This is a genomic window from Enterobacter sp. 296B2, assembly GCF_034106185.1.
GTDB lineage: Bacteria > Pseudomonadota > Gammaproteobacteria > Enterobacterales > Enterobacteriaceae > Enterobacter > Enterobacter cloacae_N.
On record NZ_JAWNCA010000019.1, the window covers coordinates 62,908 to 80,233 of the forward strand.

The window sequence follows — 17,326 nt, forward strand, 5'->3', positions numbered from 1 at the left end:
CGGCTCCTCTACGCTTGTTCATAATTTTTGAACAGAGGAGTCAATTTTCACCCTCTATGATCCCCGGCCGTTTGCGTCCACACTTACTCCATCGAAACGAACTGAGGGTGAAAACAATGATCTACTTACGCAAAGCAAACGAACGTGGTCACGCAAATCATGGCTGGCTGGACTCATGGCATTCATTCTCGTTTGCCGACTACTACGACCCGAACTTCATGGGCTTCTCCGCACTGCGCGTGATTAACGACGACGTGATTGATGCAGGCCAGGGCTTCGGTACCCATCCGCACAAAGACATGGAAATTCTGACCTATGTGCTGGAAGGGGCGGTTGAGCACCAGGACAGCATGGGCAACAAAGAGCAGGTTCCGGCGGGCGAGTTCCAGATTATGAGCGCGGGTACCGGGGTGCGCCACTCCGAGTACAACCCGAGCAAAACGGAAAAACTGCACCTGTATCAAATCTGGATCATTCCAGAAGAGACCGGCATCACGCCGCGCTACGAGCAGCGCCGCTTTGACGCGAAACAGGGCAAACAGCTGGTGCTGTCCCCGGACGCGCGTGAAGGTTCCCTGAAGGTGCATCAGGATATGGAGCTTTACCGCTGGGCGCTGGCAAAAGACGAACAGTCCGTGCACCAGATTGCCGCCAACCGCCGCGTCTGGATCCAGGTGGTGAAAGGTGAAGTGTCCATTAACGGCACCAAAGCCACCACCGCCGATGGTCTGGCCGTCTGGGATGAGCAGGCGCTCTCCGTACATGCCGACAGCGAAAGTGAAATCCTGCTGTTTGACCTGCCTCCGGTCTAAATAATTTCTCAACCTTCCCTTTAAACGGGGAAGGTTGAGCTTTGTCCGTGATAAACTGAGCAAATCTCTCACTTCAAGATTTCTCAGGACGATGAAAAAGAAACGCCCCGTACTTCAGGATGTCGCCGATCGCGTCGGTGTGACCAAAATGACGGTCAGCCGTTTTTTACGTAACCCGGAACAGGTTTCCGTGGCGTTGCGTGGCAAGATTGCCGCCGCCCTTGATGAACTGGGTTATATCCCCAACCGCGCACCCGATATTCTCTCCAATGCGACCAGCCGTGCGGTGGGCGTCCTGCTTCCTTCCTTAACCAACCAGGTTTTCGCTGAAGTTCTGCGCGGTATCGAAAGCGTCACCGATGCTTTTGGCTATCAGACCATGCTCGCCCACTACGGGTACAAGCCGGAACTGGAAGAGGAACGTCTTGAATCGATGCTTTCCTGGAACATCGACGGCCTGATTTTAACCGAACGTACCCACACTGCCCGCACGCTCAAAATGATTGAAGTGGCCGGTATCCCGGTGGTAGAGCTGATGGACAGCCAGTCTCCGTGCCTCGACATCGCCGTTGGGTTCGATAACTTCGAAGCGGCGCGCCAGATGACGGCGGCCATCATCGCCCGTGGGCATCGTCATATCGCCTATCTGGGTGCGCGTCTTGATGAACGTACTATCATCAAACAGAAGGGATACGAGCAGGCGATGCTCGACGCGAACTTAACCCCCTACAGCGTGATGGTGGAGCAGTCCTCATCTTACACCTCGGGTATTGAGCTGATGCGTCAGGCGCGACGCGAGTATCCGCAACTGGACGGTATTTTCTGTACCAACGATGACCTGGCGGTCGGCGCGGCGTTTGAGTGTCAGCGTCTGGGGCTGAAGATCCCTGATGATATGGCGATCGCCGGTTTCCACGGCCACGACATCGGCCAGGTGATGGAGCCGCGTCTGGCGAGCGTCCTGACCCCGCGTGAACGTATGGGCCGCATTGGCGCAGAACGCCTGCTGGCGCGCATTCGTGGCGAGACGGTTACCCCGAAAATGTTAGATTTAGGTTTCACCTTGTCACCGGGTGGATCTATTTGAACTGACAAATTTGAAGTAGCTCACACTTATTCACTTCGCGCACGTTTGGATATTGCTTCTCTTTTGCCCCAGCAGGACAATGTTACCGATAACTGTTACCCGTAACAATTGACTGAGGGACACCCTTTGAGCACGACTAATCACGATCACCACGTTTACGTCCTGATGGGCGTGTCCGGTAGCGGTAAATCTGCCGTGGCGAGCGAAGTGGCGCATCAACTTCAGGCTGCGTTTCTTGATGGTGACTTCCTCCATCCGCGCAGCAACATTATGAAAATGGCCTCCGGCGAGCCGCTGAACGATGACGACCGCAAACCGTGGTTGCAGGCCCTGAATGACGCCGCGTTCGCGATGCAGCGCACCAATAAAGTTTCCCTGATCGTCTGCTCCGCGCTGAAAAAAACCTACCGCGACCTGCTGCGCGACGGCAACCCGAACCTCTCTTTCATCTACCTGAAAGGGGATTTTGAGGTGATTGAAAGCCGTCTGAAGGCGCGTAAAGGCCACTTCTTTAAAACCCAGATGCTGGTGACGCAGTTCGAAGCGCTTCAGGAGCCGGGTGAAGATGAAAAAGACGTCTTAGTGGTTGATATCGATCAGTCACTGGAGGGTGTTGTAGCCAGCACCATCGAGGTCATTAACAAAAGGCAGTAAGTTTTGAGTACATTAACGCTAGTTTTGACAGCAGTGGGTTCGGTATTGCTGCTGCTGTTTTTAGTGATGAAGGCGCGTATGCACGCCTTCGTTGCTTTGATGGTGGTTTCTATAGGTGCAGGTCTCTTTTCCGGCATGCCGCTCGACAAGATCGCCGCGACGATGGAAAAAGGGATGGGCGGTACGCTGGGCTTCCTGGCGATTGTGGTCGCGCTGGGCGCGATGTTTGGCAAGATTCTGCACGAGACGGGCGCGGTCGACCAGATTGCCGTCAAGATGCTGAAATCGTTCGGTCACAGCCGCGCGCACTACGCGATTGGCCTGGCCGGTCTGATTTGCGCACTGCCCCTGTTCTTTGAAGTGGCCGTTGTGCTGCTCATCAGCGTCGCGTTTTCTATGGCGCGCCATACCGGCACTAACCTCGTCAAGCTGGTCATTCCGCTGTTTGCGGGCGTGGCGGCAGCCGCAGCGTTTCTGCTGCCTGGGCCTGCGCCGATGCTGTTGGCGTCCCAGATGCACGCTGACTTTGGCTGGATGATCCTGATTGGCCTGTGCGCGGCAATCCCGGGGATGATTATTGCCGGCCCGCTGTGGGGCAATTTCATCAGCCGTTACGTTGAGCTGCACATTCCGGACGACATCACCGAGCCGCACCTGGGCGAAGGCAAAATGCCATCCTTCGGCTTCAGCCTGTTGCTGATCCTGCTCCCGCTGGTTCTCGTGGGTCTGAAAACCATCGCTGCACGTTTCGTTCCGGTAGGTTCTTCTGCCTACGAGTGGTTTGAGTTCATCGGTCACCCGTTCACGGCGATCCTGGTGGCCTGTCTGGTGGCGATTTACGGCCTGGCGATGCGCCAGGGGATGCCAAAAGACCGCGTGATGGAGATCTGCGGTGCGGCTCTGCAGCCTGCGGGGATTATCCTGCTGGTAATCGGTGCCGGTGGCGTGTTCAAGCAGGTGCTGGTGGATTCCGGCGTGGGCCCGGCTCTGGGTGAAGCGCTGACCGGGATGGGTCTGCCGATTGCGGTAACCTGCTTCGTGCTGGCTGCGGCGGTGCGTATCATTCAGGGTTCTGCAACCGTGGCGTGCTTAACCGCCGTGGGTCTGGTGATGCCGGTGATTGAACAGCTGAACTACTCCGGTGCGCAGATGGCCGCGCTGTCTATCTGTATCGCGGGCGGTTCGATTGTGGTCTCGCACGTTAACGACGCAGGCTTCTGGCTGTTCGGTAAGTTTACCGGCGCGACCGAAGCGCAAACCCTGAAAACCTGGACGCTGATGGAAACCATCCTCGGCACGACGGGTGCGATTGTCGGGATGATTGCCTTTACGCTGCTGAGCTGAATGCGGTGATTTAAGAAGGCTCAAAAATAAGGCCCGGTAGCGTTAGCGCTTACCGGGCCTTTATATTATGCAGAACGCCAGGCCGGGTCAGGTGAAGCCACCACCCGGCTTTTTCACATCACTCGCCCTGCGTGGCGCTCTCGATCGTCAGGCGCACGTCCGAGGTAATCAGCTCAGCCAGCATCTGGTAAACCTTCAGCGTCTCTTCCGGCTCGGCATCGCCCGTATCGCTGATGAAGCCTTCGTCACGCAGCGTCAGCACCAGGGAGCTAAAGACCGCTTTGTCGAAGAATTCAGGGGCGTTAATGCCGTGCAGAACGGACAGACGCTGTGCCAGTGTCCGGCTCTCTTTCTCCAGCGTGCCGCGGTTGATCGACGGATTCGCGCTCAGCAGCCAGAACGTAATGGCGTAGCGCTGGAGCGTTTCACGCGCACCGGCCGCCAGCAGTTGCAGGGTACGGGAGCGTGACGGATTGATGTGCAGTTCGTCGTTTGCAACGGTAATCAGCCCCTGACGGCGCAGCTCTTCCGTCAGTTTATCCAGCTCAACGGCCAGCTCTTCCTTACTCCAGCGCAGGAACAGCTCCGCTTTCAGCATCGGGTAGAGCGTCTCAACGTGGCGCAACAGCTCCTGGCGTGAGATGCGGCGATGCTGGGTGATAATGGCCGCCATGAGCGACGGCAGCATCAGCATATGAGCGATGTTGTTGCGGTAGTACGTCATCAGCACCGCTTGCTCGCGCGGCAGAATGATGATGTCGCCGATCGTGTCTTTCTCGACTTCGAACTTGTTCATCTGCAGCGCGTGATCGATAAGCTCGCTGGCGGTAGCAGAAGGGGCCGTCGAATCAACCGAGTACGGCACGTTGCGCATCATGTCCAGGTAGCAGTCCAGCTGCTCCGTGAGCTGTTCACGAGTCAGGGAGCGCTGACGGGAAGCCAGCAGCGCCGTACAGCACAGGTTCATGGCATTGGCTGCACCGGCGTTGTTAATGCGCACCATCAGCTCGGACGCGATACCGTTCACCGTTGGCGTCAGCCAGGCCGGACGAACCGCTTCAATAGGATCGATAGACTCGCGCCACTCCGGAACATGATGGTTCAGATACGTCATCAGCGGCATCGGTTCGCCAAAGTTTACGTAGCCCTGACCCAGATTGCGTAACTTGCTCAGGCCGCGCAGCATCTGCGGCAGGCTCTCTTTCTCTTTGGTCGCACCACGCAGCTCTTTGGCGTACGTGCCCACTTCCATCACGTGCTCATAGCCAATGTAAATTGGCACCAGCGTGATCGGACGGGTTCCTCCGCGCAGCATCGCCTGAATGGTCATCGAGAGCGTGCCGGTCTTCGGATCGAGCAGGCGACCGGTACGGGAACGACCGCCCTCCACGAAGTACTCCACGGAGTAGCCGCGGCTGAACAGCTCGCCGAGATACTCGCGGAACACGGTGGAGTAGAGCTTGTTGCCCTTGAAGGTACGACGAATAAAGAATGCACCCAGACGGCGGAAAATCGGGCCTGCTGGCCAGAAGTTCAGGTTAATACCAGCGGCAATGTGCGGCGGTACCAGCCCCTGGTGATAGAGCACGTAGGAGAGAAGCAGATAGTCCATGTGGCTGCGGTGGCAGGGGACATAGACAATCTCATGGCCATCGTGCGCCAGCTGCCGCACACGTTCGGCGTTATGAACGTTGATGCCCTGATACAGGCGGTTCCAGGTAAAGCCGAGAATACGATCGGACAGGCGAATCATCTCGTAAGAGAAGTTCGCTGCGATCTCCTCCATCAGCGCAATGGCGTTCTGCTGGGCTTTCTCATGCGAAATTTTCTTGCTGCGCGCTTCATCTTCAACGGCGCGGGCAATCGCTTTAGAGGCCAGCAGCTTGTTGAACAGGTCCTGACGCGCCGGGAGGCGCGGCCCTACAGCCGCCAGGCGCTGACGGGCGAAGTGCATACGCGCCACGCGCGCCAGTTTTTGCGCGATGATCTTGTCTGTGCCGTGCTCGTCCGCCATCCGGCGAAGGGAGACGGAAGGGGAGAATCGCACAAAGCTGTCGCGTCCCAGCCAGGAGACCGCGAAGAACTTCTGAATGCCGTTAAGCATGCGCAGCGGTGGGTTCTCTTCACCTTTTTCACGGCCCGGGCGGCGACCAAACATTACCGATACCGGCACCATCTGCACATCCAGGTCAGGATTGCTGCGGTGCAGGTCGAGATAGTCGTGGAACAGCTTGATGGACTCTTCTTTCGGCGTGTAATAGGTAAACACGCGCGGCCCGCCGTGGATGAACACGTAGCGCGGCAGCAAAGTGCCGTCAACTTCCAGCGGTTCAAGCGGGTCGGGTAAATCATGCGCCAGACACTGGGCGCGAAGCGTCAGCAGGTCTGCCTTCGAGTTATAAGGCAAAACGTACATAATAGGGCGCGACGTATCGAGCCCCAGTTCCAGCGCGGGTTCTGCTGGGATAGACTTGCTTTTTACCAGGATGCTTAATGGTAAATTAAGTAATTTGTAGTAAATTCGTGGCCAGCCGGACATAAACGATGTAAAGCCTCTGGTTAATAATGCAATTGCGGCGCAAGGATAACAGAAAGCGCGCAAAATTTCTGTTGTTACCCGTCATACTTCAGGCGGCAGCGAAACGCGCTGCTGCTCCTGTTACTGACGCTCTTTTTTAAAAAAGGTTCTTTTAATGGCCAATAATACCACTGGGTTAACGCGTATCATCAAAGCCGCTGGCTATTCATGGAAAGGTTTCCGTGCCGCGTGGGTTAATGAAGCTGCTTTTCGCCAGGAAGGTGTCGCCGCTATCGTCGCGGTTATCATCGCCTGTTACCTTGATGTAGATGCCATTACCCGCGTGCTTCTCATCGGTTCCGTACTTCTGGTGATGATAGTGGAAATTCTCAATAGCGCTATTGAGGCCGTTGTTGACCGGATCGGCTCAGATTTCCACGAGCTTTCTGGCCGCGCGAAAGATATGGGCTCTGCCGCTGTGCTGCTGGCAATTATCACTGCAGCTATTACCTGGGTCACGCTGCTTTGGTCACATTTCCGATGAGCCTCGAGGAATAATTAAGTCCCTGGTTTTTTGTGCAGTTTTTGGTTCCAAAATCGCCTTTGACTGTATATACTCACAGCATAACTGTATATACACCCAGGGGGCGGAATGAAAGCATTAACGACCAGGCAGCAAGAGGTGTTTGATCTCATTCGGGATCATATCGGCCAGACGGGTATGCCACCCACGCGTGCGGAAATCGCGCAGCGTTTGGGCTTCCGTTCTCCGAATGCTGCCGAGGAACACCTGAAAGCGCTGGCGCGTAAGGGTGTAATTGAGATTGTGTCAGGCGCGTCGCGCGGTATCCGCCTGCTGGTGGAAGAAGAGACGGGCATTCCTCTGATAGGCCGCGTTGCCGCAGGTGAACCGCTGCTGGCACAACAGCATATAGAAGGCCACTACCAGGTCGATCCTGGTATGTTCAAGCCGAGCGCTGATTTCCTGCTGCGCGTTAGCGGGATGTCGATGAAAGACATCGGCATTCTTGATGGCGACCTGCTGGCCGTTCACAAAACGCAGGATGTGCGGAACGGCCAGGTGGTGGTGGCGCGCATTGATGACGAAGTGACCGTTAAGCGCCTGAAAAAACAGGGTAACACCGTCCAGCTGTTGCCTGAAAACAACGAGTTCACCCCGATTGTGGTCGACCTCCGCGAACAGAGCTTCTCTATTGAAGGTCTGGCAGTAGGCGTGATTCGCAACGGCGAATGGCTGTAATCTCTTCCTGACAGGCTACGCTTTCGCTGTAGCCTGCTTCGTCTTCCATTCCCGGTATTTCTCATGTCACTGCTGACGGCTTCAGATAAGGCATTGTGGCGTCTTGCCCTGCCGATGATTTTCTCCAATATCACCGTGCCCTTGCTGGGTCTGGTCGACACGGCCGTTATTGGTCATCTCGATTCCCCTGTTTATCTTGGCGGCGTGGCTATTGGGGCGACGGCAACCAGCTTCCTGTTTATGCTGCTGCTCTTTTTACGTATGAGTACTACCGGGCTCACGGCACAGGCGTACGGTGCGAAAGACCCGTTACGTCTGGCGCGTGCGCTGGTGCAGCCGCTGATCCTGGCGCTGGGCGCGGGAATGTTGATTGTTTTACTGCGCACGCCCCTGATCGACCTTGCACTCCAGGTCGTTGGCGGCAGCGAGGCGGTACTGGAGCAGGCGCGTCGCTTCCTGGAAATTCGCTGGCTTAGCGCGCCCGCTTCGCTGGCAAACCTGGTTCTGCTGGGTTGGTTACTGGGCGTGCAATATGCACGTGCGCCAGTGATTTTGCTGGTCGTGGGAAACCTTCTCAACATTGTGCTCGATCTCTGGCTGGTGATGGGCCTGCATATGGACGTACGCGGGGCGGCACTGGCGACGTCGATTGCAGAATACGGGACCTTTTTCATTGGCTTGTGGATGGTCTGGCGCGTGCTGGCGATGCGCGGGATCTCCTTTGCGCTGCTCAAAACAGCATGGCGCGGCAATATCCGCAGGCTGCTGGCGCTCAACCGTGACATCATGCTGCGTTCGCTGCTGCTTCAGATCTGTTTCGGCGCTCTGACGGTCTTTGGGGCTCGACTGGGGCCAGAAATCGTTGCGGTGAATGCAGTCCTGATGACATTGCTGACGTTCACCGCCTACGCGCTGGACGGCTTCGCCTATGCCGTTGAGGCGCATTCCGGGCAGGCGTACGGCGCGCGGGAAAGTGGGCAGCTTCGGGATGTCTGGCGTGCGGCCTGCCGCCAGTCGGGCCTGGTCGCGCTGGCATTCGCACTGATTTACGCCTGTTTTGGCCGTGACATTATTGCATTACTCACTTCGTTATCGGCTTTACGCGAACTGGCGGACCGCTACATCGTCTGGCAGGTTATTTTGCCGGTAGTAGGCGTCTGGTGCTATCTGCTGGACGGCATGTTTATCGGCGCGACGCGCGGGGCGGAAATGCGCAACAGTATGGCGGTCGCGGCGGCGGGGTTTGGTCTGACGCTGCTGACGCTACCCTGGCTGGGTAATCACGGTTTGTGGCTGGCGCTTGCGGTCTTCCTCTCCCTGCGCGGCCTGTCGCTTGCCTTTATCTGGCACCGTCACTGGCAAAATAATACCTGGCTTCCCTCCCGCCACGATATATCGTGACGGTTAAAGATTCCGAATATGAAACCAACCGCCGAATCCTTAACTACAATAATTATCACGTCCAGCAGAAAAGAACGTAACGGACGTTACGACCCGACGCTTAACTAAGAGGACACGATGATGAATAAAGACGAAATCGGCGGCAACTGGAAGCAGTTCAAAGGTAAAGCGAAAGAACAGTGGGGTAAGCTGACCGATGACGATATGACCGTCATTGAAGGTAAACGCGATCAGCTTGTCGGTAAAATTCAGGAACGTTACGGCTACGCGAAAGATCAGGCGGAAAACGAAGTCAAAGACTGGGAAACCCGTAACGACTATCGTTGGTAACGCTGAATAACCCACACAGGCGGCTTCAGGCCGCCTTTTCTTTTGCCGTTAACGCGGCTTTTTCTTCACCAGAATTGAGTGGTCGTGCTGACACGCATCCTGATGCCGACAGGCTTCCACCTCTACGCATGCTGAACACAACCCGTGTGCTTCAATCACGTTATGACGCAGGGCAAAACCCATCCTTGCCGCCAGCGTGTGCATAATGTCCTCTACGCCCTCTGCGCCTTCTTCTTTTACCACGCCGCAGCGGTCGCAAATAAACATCGCCGATGTGTGGGTTGGCTGATCGAAAAGATGGCACAGCACATAGCTGTTTGTGGATTCGACCTTATGCACAAACCCTTGTTCCAGCAGGAAATCCAGCGCGCGATACACCGTGGGCGGTTTAGCCTGCGGCTCGCTTTCACGGAGCAGGTCGAGCAGATCGTAGGCGCTGATTGCCCCCTGTTGCAGGCTCATCAGGCGCAAGACTTCAAGGCGCTGCGGGGTCAGGCGCACATTGCGTTGCGCGCACAGCTTTTCGGCCTGCGCTAACAGCTCTTTTGTGGACTTATCCATTTAGCACCTCGGATGTTCTGGGATGTAAAACCCTCACTTTACCATGTTATGGCAAAAACACCGATATCCGCCAGGCTGTGCTATACCTGGCGCATCGCAAACCGGGAATGTAACCATGAAAAAACCAGACTGTATTACGCACTGGCGCGAGGTAGAAGGGCCAGATGACGCCACCTACCCCGACAGTAACGAGCTTTTTTCCATCGGTGCACCGCTGGCTCGCAGCCTGGGCCTCAGGCGCATAGGCATCCATCATGAGCGTTTACCGCCAGGACGTCGGACGTCCTATCCCCATGCGGAAAGTGACGAAGAAGAGTTTATCTACGTGCTTGAGGGCTATCCCGAAGCCTGGATTAATGGCTATTTGTGGAAGCTTGAACCCGGTGACAGCGTGGGCTTTCCCGCCGGAACGGGCGTGTGCCACACCTTTATCAACAATACGGACGAAGAGGTTCGGTTACTGGTGGTGGGTGAGGCCAACAAGAAGCAAAATCGCATCTACTATCCGCTCAACCCGGTCTATGCCGCCACGCGAGAGGACCGCTGGGTAGATCATCCCCCTCAATTTTTTGGCCCACATGATGGAAAACCTGTGAAAAAATAATTTCCTCTTCTATAAATATTGAGGGCCGTCACAAATTACAACAGGCCGTAAGGGAATTTTACTTAGGGAGTGAATTAGCGGGTCTTTTTATCTTTATTCACAGCAATAGTTCGCGCCTGTTTGGGGGATAACAGACAGGGGTTATTTCATAACAGACTATAAGACGGGCATACTGTGAAAAAACATTTTAAATTTTCGGTGGTTAGCATCGCTGTCTCCTTGTTTATGGCAAATCAGGCGGGAGCAGCCAATACCTGGACAGAATCACGTAGCGACGCGATGGGGGGGACCGGCGTTGCTTCGGGCAGTTATGGCAGCGGGGCATTAATTAACCCCGCGCTGCTTGCAAAGGCAAAACCGGACGATGATGTGACGGTCATTTTGCCGTCCGTTGGGGTGCAGGTGACGGATGAAGACAATCTTCAGGACGAAATTGATACCATCAACGACAAAATCAATCATTATAAAGATGTGGTTGATAACCTTACGCCAATTCAGGTCATCACCAATCCGCTAGGCTCGATTAATCAGTTCCAGGGCGCGGCCAAAGATCTGGCCGATGAGCTGGACTATCTCAAGGGTAAAACCGCACGCGCGACGGCAGGGGCAGGGCTTGCCGTGAGTATCCCTAACGATGTGCTTTCCGTGGCCTTTATGGCGAAAGGCTATGCCCATGGTCGGGTCAGTTCGTCTATCGATCAGCAGGATATTGATTATCTGCGCAGTATTCAAAGAAGCAATGTAGTGGCTGCCGGTGTTGCCCTGGACGCTGCGCTGAACGGCACGGATCAGATCACTAAAAACCTCAACTCAACGGCGTCCGGTCGGGCGGCGATTGTGTCTGACTATGGCGTTGCCGTTGCCCGCCAGTTTGACCTTGGCGGTGTTCCGGTTTCCGTGGGCGTGACGCCAAAACTGCAAAAAACCTGGATCTATAACTACACCACCTCAATCTACGATTACGACAGTAATAAGTGGAACGACAGCCGCTACCGTACAGACGATACCGGCTTTAACGTCGATGCCGGTATTGCCGCTGATTTTGGCGAACACTGGACGGTCGGCGTGAGCGGGCAAAACCTGATGTCGCGCGATATCGACACCAAAGATATCCGCATCCGCAACGGGCGTACGGGGGAAGTGGTGAGCTATAAAGACACCTACCAGATCCGTCCGCTGGTGACCGCGGGCGCCGCCTGGCACAACGATCTGGTGACCCTGACCGCCGATGGCGATCTGACCGAAACCAAAGGCTTCAAGAGCGAAGATACGTCGCAGTATGTTGGGGTCGGTGCTGAAGTGACTCCGCTGAGCTGGCTGGCGGTGCGCGCCGGTTATCGCGCGGACATGAAAGGTAACGACAGCAACGTCTTTACCGGCGGTGTTGGTTTCGCGCCGTTCAGTACCGTTCATGTTGACCTGATGGGCCTGTACGGTGAAGACGAAACCTGGGGCGCAGGGGCCCAGCTGAGTATGACGTTCTAAAGTCTACCGGAGGCGATGCGCCTCCGGCTTTTCTTTGTGCTATAGTAGCGCCCCTTTTCCACCAGATGCTTAAAACTTCGCCATGTCGTCAGAATACCAGACCGCTTTCCCTGCACACCGTTTCTCTATTGCGCCGATGCTCGACTGGACGGACAGACACTGCCGCTATTTCCTGCGCCAGCTCTCCCGCCATACGTTGCTGTACACGGAAATGGTGACCACGGGCGCAATCATTCACGGGAAGGGCGACTACCTGGCATACAGCGAAGAAGAGCATCCGGTTGCCCTGCAGCTGGGGGGCAGCGATCCGGCCGCGCTGGCGCAGTGCGCGAGGCTGGCGGAAGAACGCGGCTACGACGAGATCAACCTCAACGTTGGCTGTCCTTCCGACCGCGTGCAAAACGGCATGTTCGGTGCCTGTCTGATGGGCAATGCACAGCTGGTGGCGGACTGTATCAAGGCGATGCGTGATGTGGTCTCCATACCGGTAACGGTCAAAACCCGTATCGGAATTGATGACCAGGACAGCTACGAATTCCTGTGCGATTTCATCAACACGGTATCCGGGAAAGGCGAGTGCGAGATGTTTATCATTCACGCCCGTAAAGCCTGGCTCTCCGGCCTCAGCCCGAAAGAGAACCGTGAGATCCCGCCGCTGGATTATCCGCGCGTGTATCAACTGAAACGTGATTTCCCGCACCTGACGATGTCAATTAACGGCGGTATCAAGTCGCTGGAAGAGGCCAAAGCGCACCTTGAACATATGGATGGCGTGATGGTCGGGCGCGAGGCGTATCAGAATCCGGGCATTCTGGCGACGGTCGACCGCGAAATCTTTGGCATCGAAGGCGCGGACACCGATCCGGTTGCCGTCGTGCGTGCGATGTACCCTTACATTGAGCGCGAGTTGAGTAATGGCACTTATCTTGGCCATATCACTCGCCATATGCTTGGCCTGTTCCAGGGTATTCCGGGCGCGCGTCAGTGGCGTCGCTACCTGAGCGAGAATGCGCATAAAGCCGGTGCCGATATTGAGGTGCTGGAACATGCACTGCGACTGGTGGCAGACAAGCGATAACTTTCGCTAAAAGTTCGTCAAATTCACCACGCCCTGCGAATTCTCGCGGGGCGTTTTGCTTTAAGAACAATGCGTTAGCTTTGGCATGATTCTTGTAATGATTGCAGCAACATTCGGGAACTCGTGGGAGAGCACCATGCTGGAACTACTTTTTATCATTGGCTTTTTTGTCATGCTGTTAGCCACAGGCGTGTCGCTGCTCGGCATTTTGGCCGCGCTCGTTGTGGCGACGGTGGTAATGTTTATCGGCGGGTTATTTGCCCTGACGATCAAACTGCTGCCGTGGCTGCTGCTGGCTATCGCCGTGGTGTGGGTAATACGGGCGATTAAAGCGCCAAAATTGCCGACTTATCAGCGCAATAACCGCTTCCGTTACTAAGGTATTGAGGGGTTCGTCACATACTTGTAACTTTTCCGGCGGCATGGCTTAGAACAGAATAGGATTTACTTATCGAATCTGTCACTATGACTGCCGCTACAGAATTCATCGAGCTGTACCCTACATACAGCCGAACTAAAAAAAGAAAGGGCTTCCCACGGGAAGCCCAATTTCTTTTTAGGGGTCAGGGAATTAACAAACTTGAACCCTGCGTCGCCCGGCTTTCCAGCACCTCATGAGCACGCCGTGCATCGGTTAGCGGGTATTTCTGCGCATCTGCCACATCCACCTTAATCACGCCGCTGGCGATCAGCGAGAACAGCTCGTTGCTGGCTTCCTCCAGCTCTTCCCGGTTGGTGATGTAACCCTGCAAAGAAGGGCGCGTCACGTACAGAGACCCTTTCTGGTTCAGAATGCCCAGATTAACGCCGGTTACAGCGCCTGAGGCGTTACCGAAGCTCACCATCAGCCCACGACGCTGAAGGCAGTCCAGCGACGCCTCCCAGGTATCTTTCCCCACCGAGTCATACACCACGCGTACTTTTTTGCCGCCAGTGATCTCTTTTAGCCGCTCGACGACGCTCTCTTCCCGGTAGTTGATCACCTGCCACGCGCCCGCGTCCAGCGCACGCTGCGCTTTTTGCGCACTGCCTGTGGTGCCGATGAGCTTCGCGCCTAAGGCTTTCGCCCACTGGCAGGCAATCAGCCCCACACCACCGGCGGCAGCGTGGAACAGGAACTGCTCATCGGGCTTAATTTCGTAGGTTTTGCGCAGCAGGTAATAAACCGTCAGCCCTTTCAGGAATGAGGCGGCCGCCTGCTCAAAGGAGATGGCGTTCGGCAGCAGAGCGGCTTTGTCCGCCGGGACGTTGTGGACGGAGCTGTAAGCGCCCAGGGCAGACTGCGCATACACCACACGATTGCCTTCTTTGATATGTTTAACCGCACTGCCCACTTTGCTGACGATGCCGGCCGCTTCAGTGCCCAGGCCGCTCGGCATTGACGGAGGCGGGTAGAGGCCGCCGCGAATATAGGTATCGATGTAGTTAATGCCGATAGCTTTGTTTTCAACCTGGATTTCGTTCTCCCCAGGCGCAGCGGGGGTAAACTCCACCGCTTTCAGCACTTCAGGACCGCCGTGTTTCTGGAACTCAATGCGCGTTGCCATGCTCCCTCCGTAAGAAAAATATGGTAATCTTTCGACCCACTCTTTATCTCGGTAACTCCATTCACTATGGCAGGAAACAAACCCTTCAACAAACAGACTGAACCTCGCGAGCGTGATTTCCAGGTCGCAGGGTTAAAAGTCCCGCCGCACTCGATTGAAGCGGAACAGTCGGTGTTGGGCGGTTTAATGCTGGATAACGAACGCTGGGACGACGTTGCCGAGCGCGTGGTGTCTGAAGATTTCTACACCCGTCCGCACCGCCACATCTTTACTGAAATGGCGCGCCTGCAGGAGTCCGGCAGCCCGATTGACCTGATCACGCTCGCGGAATCGCTTGAGCGTCAGGGGCAGCTGGACAGCGTCGGTGGGTTTGCCTACCTGGCAGAGCTGTCAAAAAACACGCCAAGCGCGGCGAACATCAGCGCTTACGCCGATATCGTGCGCGAACGTGCCGTCGTTCGCGAGATGATCTCGGTGGCGAATGAGATTGCCGAGGCCGGTTTTGACCCGCAGGGCCGCACCAGCGAAGACCTGCTTGACCTTGCCGAGTCCCGCGTCTTCAAAATCGCCGAAAGCCGTGCGAACAAAGACGAAGGCCCAAAAAACATCGCCGATGTGCTCGACGCTACCGTGGCGCGTATTGAGCAGCTGTTCCAGCAGCCGCACGACGGTGTAACCGGGGTGAACACCGGTTATGACGATTTGAACAAGAAAACTGCCGGTTTGCAGCCGTCGGATTTGATCATCGTCGCGGCGCGTCCGTCGATGGGTAAAACAACTTTTGCGATGAACCTCGTCGAAAATGCGGCGATGTTGCAGGATAAGCCCGTACTGATTTTCAGCCTTGAGATGCCCTCCGAACAGATCATGATGCGTTCTCTGGCGTCGCTGTCGCGCGTGGATCAGACCCGCATTCGTACCGGCCAGCTCGACGATGAGGACTGGGCGCGTATCTCCGGCACCATGGGCATTCTGCTGGAAAAACGGAACATCTATATTGATGACTCCTCCGGCCTGACGCCGACTGAGGTCCGTTCCCGCGCGCGCCGTATCGCCCGTGAACACGGCGGCATCGGCCTTATCATGATCGACTACCTTCAGCTGATGCGCGTCCCGTCGCTCTCTGACAACCGTACGCTGGAAATTGCGGAGATTTCCCGCTCGCTCAAGGCGTTAGCCAAAGAACTGCACGTGCCGGTAGTGGCGCTGTCGCAGCTGAACCGCTCTCTGGAACAACGTGCCGACAAGCGCCCGGTCAACTCCGACCTGCGTGAGTCCGGCTCCATCGAGCAGGATGCCGACTTAATCATGTTTATCTACCGTGATGAGGTTTATCACGAGAACAGCGACCTGAAGGGGATCGCCGAAATTATCATTGGTAAGCAACGTAACGGCCCGATCGGGACGGTGCGTCTGACCTTTAACGGACAGTGGTCGCGTTTCGACAACTATGCCGGTCCTCAATATGATGATGAGTAATTTCTAAGGAATTCAAATGCAAGCGGCAACTGTTGTGATTAACCGCCGCGCTCTGCGACACAACCTGCAACGTCTGCGTGAACTGGCACCCGCCAGCAGGCTCGTTGCAGTCGTGAAAGCGAACGCTTACGGACACGGTCTTCTTGAGACCGCGCGAACGCTCCCCGATGCCGACGCCTTTGGCGTCGCCCGTCTTGAAGAAGCTCTCCGTCTGCGCGCAGGCGGCATTACTCAACCTATTCTGCTCCTGGAAGGCTTTTTTGAAGCCTCGGATCTGCCAACCATTGCCGACCAGCGTCTGCACACGGCGGTACACAACGAAGAGCAGCTGGCCGCGCTGGAAACTGCCACACTGAGCGAGCCGGTGACCGTCTGGATGAAGCTCGACACGGGCATGCACAGGCTGGGCGTGCGTCCGGAAAACGCGGAAGCGTTTTATCAGCGTCTGAGCCAGTGCAAAAACGTGCGTCAGCCGGTGAACATCGTCAGCCATTTTGCCCGTGCCGATGAGCCCGAGTGCGGGGCAACTGAGCAGCAGCTCGATATCTTTAACACCTTCTGCGAAGGCAAGCCGGGGATGCGCTCGATTGCAGCCTCCGGCGGGATCCTGCTGTGGCCGCAGTCGCACTTCGACTGGGCGCGTCCGGGCATCATCCTTTATGGCGTTTCACCGCTGGAGAACAAACCCTGGGGGCCGGACTTAGGCTTTAAGCCGGTGATGTCGCTGGTTTCAAAGCTGATTGCCGTGCGTGAGCACAAAGCGGGAGAGCCGGTGGGTTACGGCGGCACCTGGACCAGCGAGCGCGACACGCGTCTCGGCGTGGTGGCGATGGGCTACGGCGACGGCTATCCGCGCGCTGCGCCAACGGGTACGCCGGTGCTGGTCAACGGTCGTGAAGTGAAGATTGTCGGCCGCGTGGCGATGGATATGATTTGTGTAGATCTGGGACCTGAAGCCCAGGATAAAGCGGGCGACGATGTGGTGATGTGGGGCGAAGGTCTGCCCGTTGAACGCATTGCTGAAATCACGAAAGTGAGTGCTTACGAACTTATCACGCGCCTGACGTCGCGGGTGGCAATGAAATACATTGATTGAACCGCCAGTGGAGTGAGGAATTTAACCTCACTCCAACTTTATTAACATCCTCTCGACCTTCTCCCACTT

The 17,326-nt window shown here is 56.1% G+C and carries 17 protein-coding genes; 14 read left to right on the forward strand and 3 right to left on the reverse strand.

Annotated features, from left to right (window positions below; all coding sequences use genetic code 11):
* Positions 1-116: 116 nt before the first annotated feature.
* The 4 genes from URZ40_RS14915 to gntU all read left to right on the forward strand — a co-directional run bounded on the left by URZ40_RS14915 (position 117) and on the right by gntU (position 3,897).
* The gene (locus URZ40_RS14915; protein WP_003861565.1) at positions 117-812 is read left to right on the forward strand and encodes a pirin family protein; all 696 of its coding nucleotides are present in this window, start codon (positions 117-119) and stop codon (positions 810-812) included.
* A 91-nt stretch (positions 813-903) separates the two neighbouring features.
* The gene (gntR, locus tag URZ40_RS14920) at positions 904-1,899 is read left to right on the forward strand and encodes a gluconate operon transcriptional repressor GntR (RefSeq protein WP_021242747.1); all 996 of its coding nucleotides are present in this window, start codon (positions 904-906) and stop codon (positions 1,897-1,899) included.
* A gap of 126 nt (positions 1,900-2,025) precedes the next feature.
* Positions 2,026-2,553, forward strand: a complete 528-nt coding sequence (gntK, locus tag URZ40_RS14925; RefSeq protein ID WP_008503362.1) for a gluconokinase — start codon at positions 2,026-2,028, stop codon at positions 2,551-2,553.
* A 3-nt stretch (positions 2,554-2,556) separates the two neighbouring features.
* Entirely contained in the window at positions 2,557-3,897 is a 1,341-nt protein-coding gene (gene gntU, locus URZ40_RS14930) for a gluconate transporter (RefSeq protein ID WP_320720752.1), read from the forward strand.
* 118 nt (positions 3,898-4,015) lie between these two features.
* Here the strand turns inward: gntU and plsB are convergent, their stop codons facing one another.
* Positions 4,016-6,436, reverse strand: a complete 2,421-nt coding sequence (plsB, locus tag URZ40_RS14935) for a glycerol-3-phosphate 1-O-acyltransferase PlsB (RefSeq protein WP_116343834.1) — start codon at positions 6,434-6,436, stop codon at positions 4,016-4,018.
* A gap of 154 nt (positions 6,437-6,590) precedes the next feature.
* Between plsB and URZ40_RS14940 the strand changes: the two genes are divergently transcribed.
* The 4 genes from URZ40_RS14940 (at position 6,591) to URZ40_RS14960 (ending at position 9,407) form a co-directional block, all read left to right on the forward strand.
* On the forward strand, positions 6,591-6,959 hold the full coding sequence (locus URZ40_RS14940) for a diacylglycerol kinase (protein ID WP_320720753.1): 369 nt from the start codon (positions 6,591-6,593) through the stop codon (positions 6,957-6,959).
* 108 nt (positions 6,960-7,067) lie between these two features.
* Positions 7,068-7,676 (forward strand): transcriptional repressor LexA, encoded by a 609-nt coding sequence (lexA, locus tag URZ40_RS14945; RefSeq protein ID WP_028015162.1) that lies wholly within the window; start codon positions 7,068-7,070, stop codon positions 7,674-7,676.
* A 63-nt stretch (positions 7,677-7,739) separates the two neighbouring features.
* Positions 7,740-9,077 (forward strand): MATE family efflux transporter DinF, encoded by a 1,338-nt coding sequence (gene dinF, locus URZ40_RS14950; RefSeq protein ID WP_320720754.1) that lies wholly within the window; start codon positions 7,740-7,742, stop codon positions 9,075-9,077.
* A gap of 120 nt (positions 9,078-9,197) precedes the next feature.
* Positions 9,198-9,407: a CsbD family protein gene (locus tag URZ40_RS14960; RefSeq protein WP_014882139.1), complete on the forward strand. Its 210-nt coding sequence runs from the start codon at positions 9,198-9,200 to the stop codon at positions 9,405-9,407.
* A 48-nt stretch (positions 9,408-9,455) separates the two neighbouring features.
* Here URZ40_RS14960 and zur read toward each other — a convergent pair whose 3' ends face one another.
* Positions 9,456-9,968 (reverse strand): zinc uptake transcriptional repressor Zur, encoded by a 513-nt coding sequence (gene zur / locus URZ40_RS14965; RefSeq protein ID WP_116343836.1) that lies wholly within the window; start codon positions 9,966-9,968, stop codon positions 9,456-9,458.
* Positions 9,969-10,083: 115 nt separating this feature from the next.
* On the opposite strand from zur, the gene URZ40_RS14970 reads away from it, so the two are divergent.
* From URZ40_RS14970 to pspG, 4 genes are all read left to right on the forward strand, one after another.
* Positions 10,084-10,572, forward strand: a complete 489-nt coding sequence (locus URZ40_RS14970; protein WP_116343837.1) for a cupin domain-containing protein — start codon at positions 10,084-10,086, stop codon at positions 10,570-10,572.
* A gap of 225 nt (positions 10,573-10,797) precedes the next feature.
* Positions 10,798-12,057 carry a conjugal transfer protein TraF gene (gene traF, locus URZ40_RS14975; protein ID WP_208327162.1) on the forward strand — a complete coding sequence of 420 codons (1,260 nt, stop codon included), beginning with the start codon at positions 10,798-10,800 and terminating at the stop codon, positions 12,055-12,057.
* Between the two features lie 82 nt (positions 12,058-12,139).
* Positions 12,140-13,135 (forward strand): tRNA dihydrouridine(20/20a) synthase DusA, encoded by a 996-nt coding sequence (gene dusA, locus URZ40_RS14980; RefSeq protein ID WP_320720755.1) that lies wholly within the window; start codon positions 12,140-12,142, stop codon positions 13,133-13,135.
* Between the two features lie 136 nt (positions 13,136-13,271).
* Complete coding sequence (gene pspG / locus URZ40_RS14985; RefSeq protein WP_166709790.1) at positions 13,272-13,514, forward strand: envelope stress response protein PspG; 243 nt, start codon at positions 13,272-13,274, stop codon at positions 13,512-13,514.
* A 184-nt stretch (positions 13,515-13,698) separates the two neighbouring features.
* Here the strand turns inward: pspG and URZ40_RS14990 are convergent, their stop codons facing one another.
* On the reverse strand, positions 13,699-14,682 hold the full coding sequence (locus URZ40_RS14990) for a quinone oxidoreductase (RefSeq protein WP_320720756.1): 984 nt from the start codon (positions 14,680-14,682) through the stop codon (positions 13,699-13,701).
* A 66-nt stretch (positions 14,683-14,748) separates the two neighbouring features.
* Between URZ40_RS14990 and dnaB the strand changes: the two genes are divergently transcribed.
* Together dnaB and alr are read left to right on the forward strand one after the other, a co-directional pair.
* Entirely contained in the window at positions 14,749-16,161 is a 1,413-nt protein-coding gene (gene dnaB / locus URZ40_RS14995; protein ID WP_008503375.1) for a replicative DNA helicase, read from the forward strand.
* 16 nt (positions 16,162-16,177) lie between these two features.
* The gene (gene alr / locus URZ40_RS15000) at positions 16,178-17,257 is read left to right on the forward strand and encodes an alanine racemase (protein ID WP_192984305.1); all 1,080 of its coding nucleotides are present in this window, start codon (positions 16,178-16,180) and stop codon (positions 17,255-17,257) included.
* Positions 17,258-17,326 lie beyond the last annotated feature (69 nt).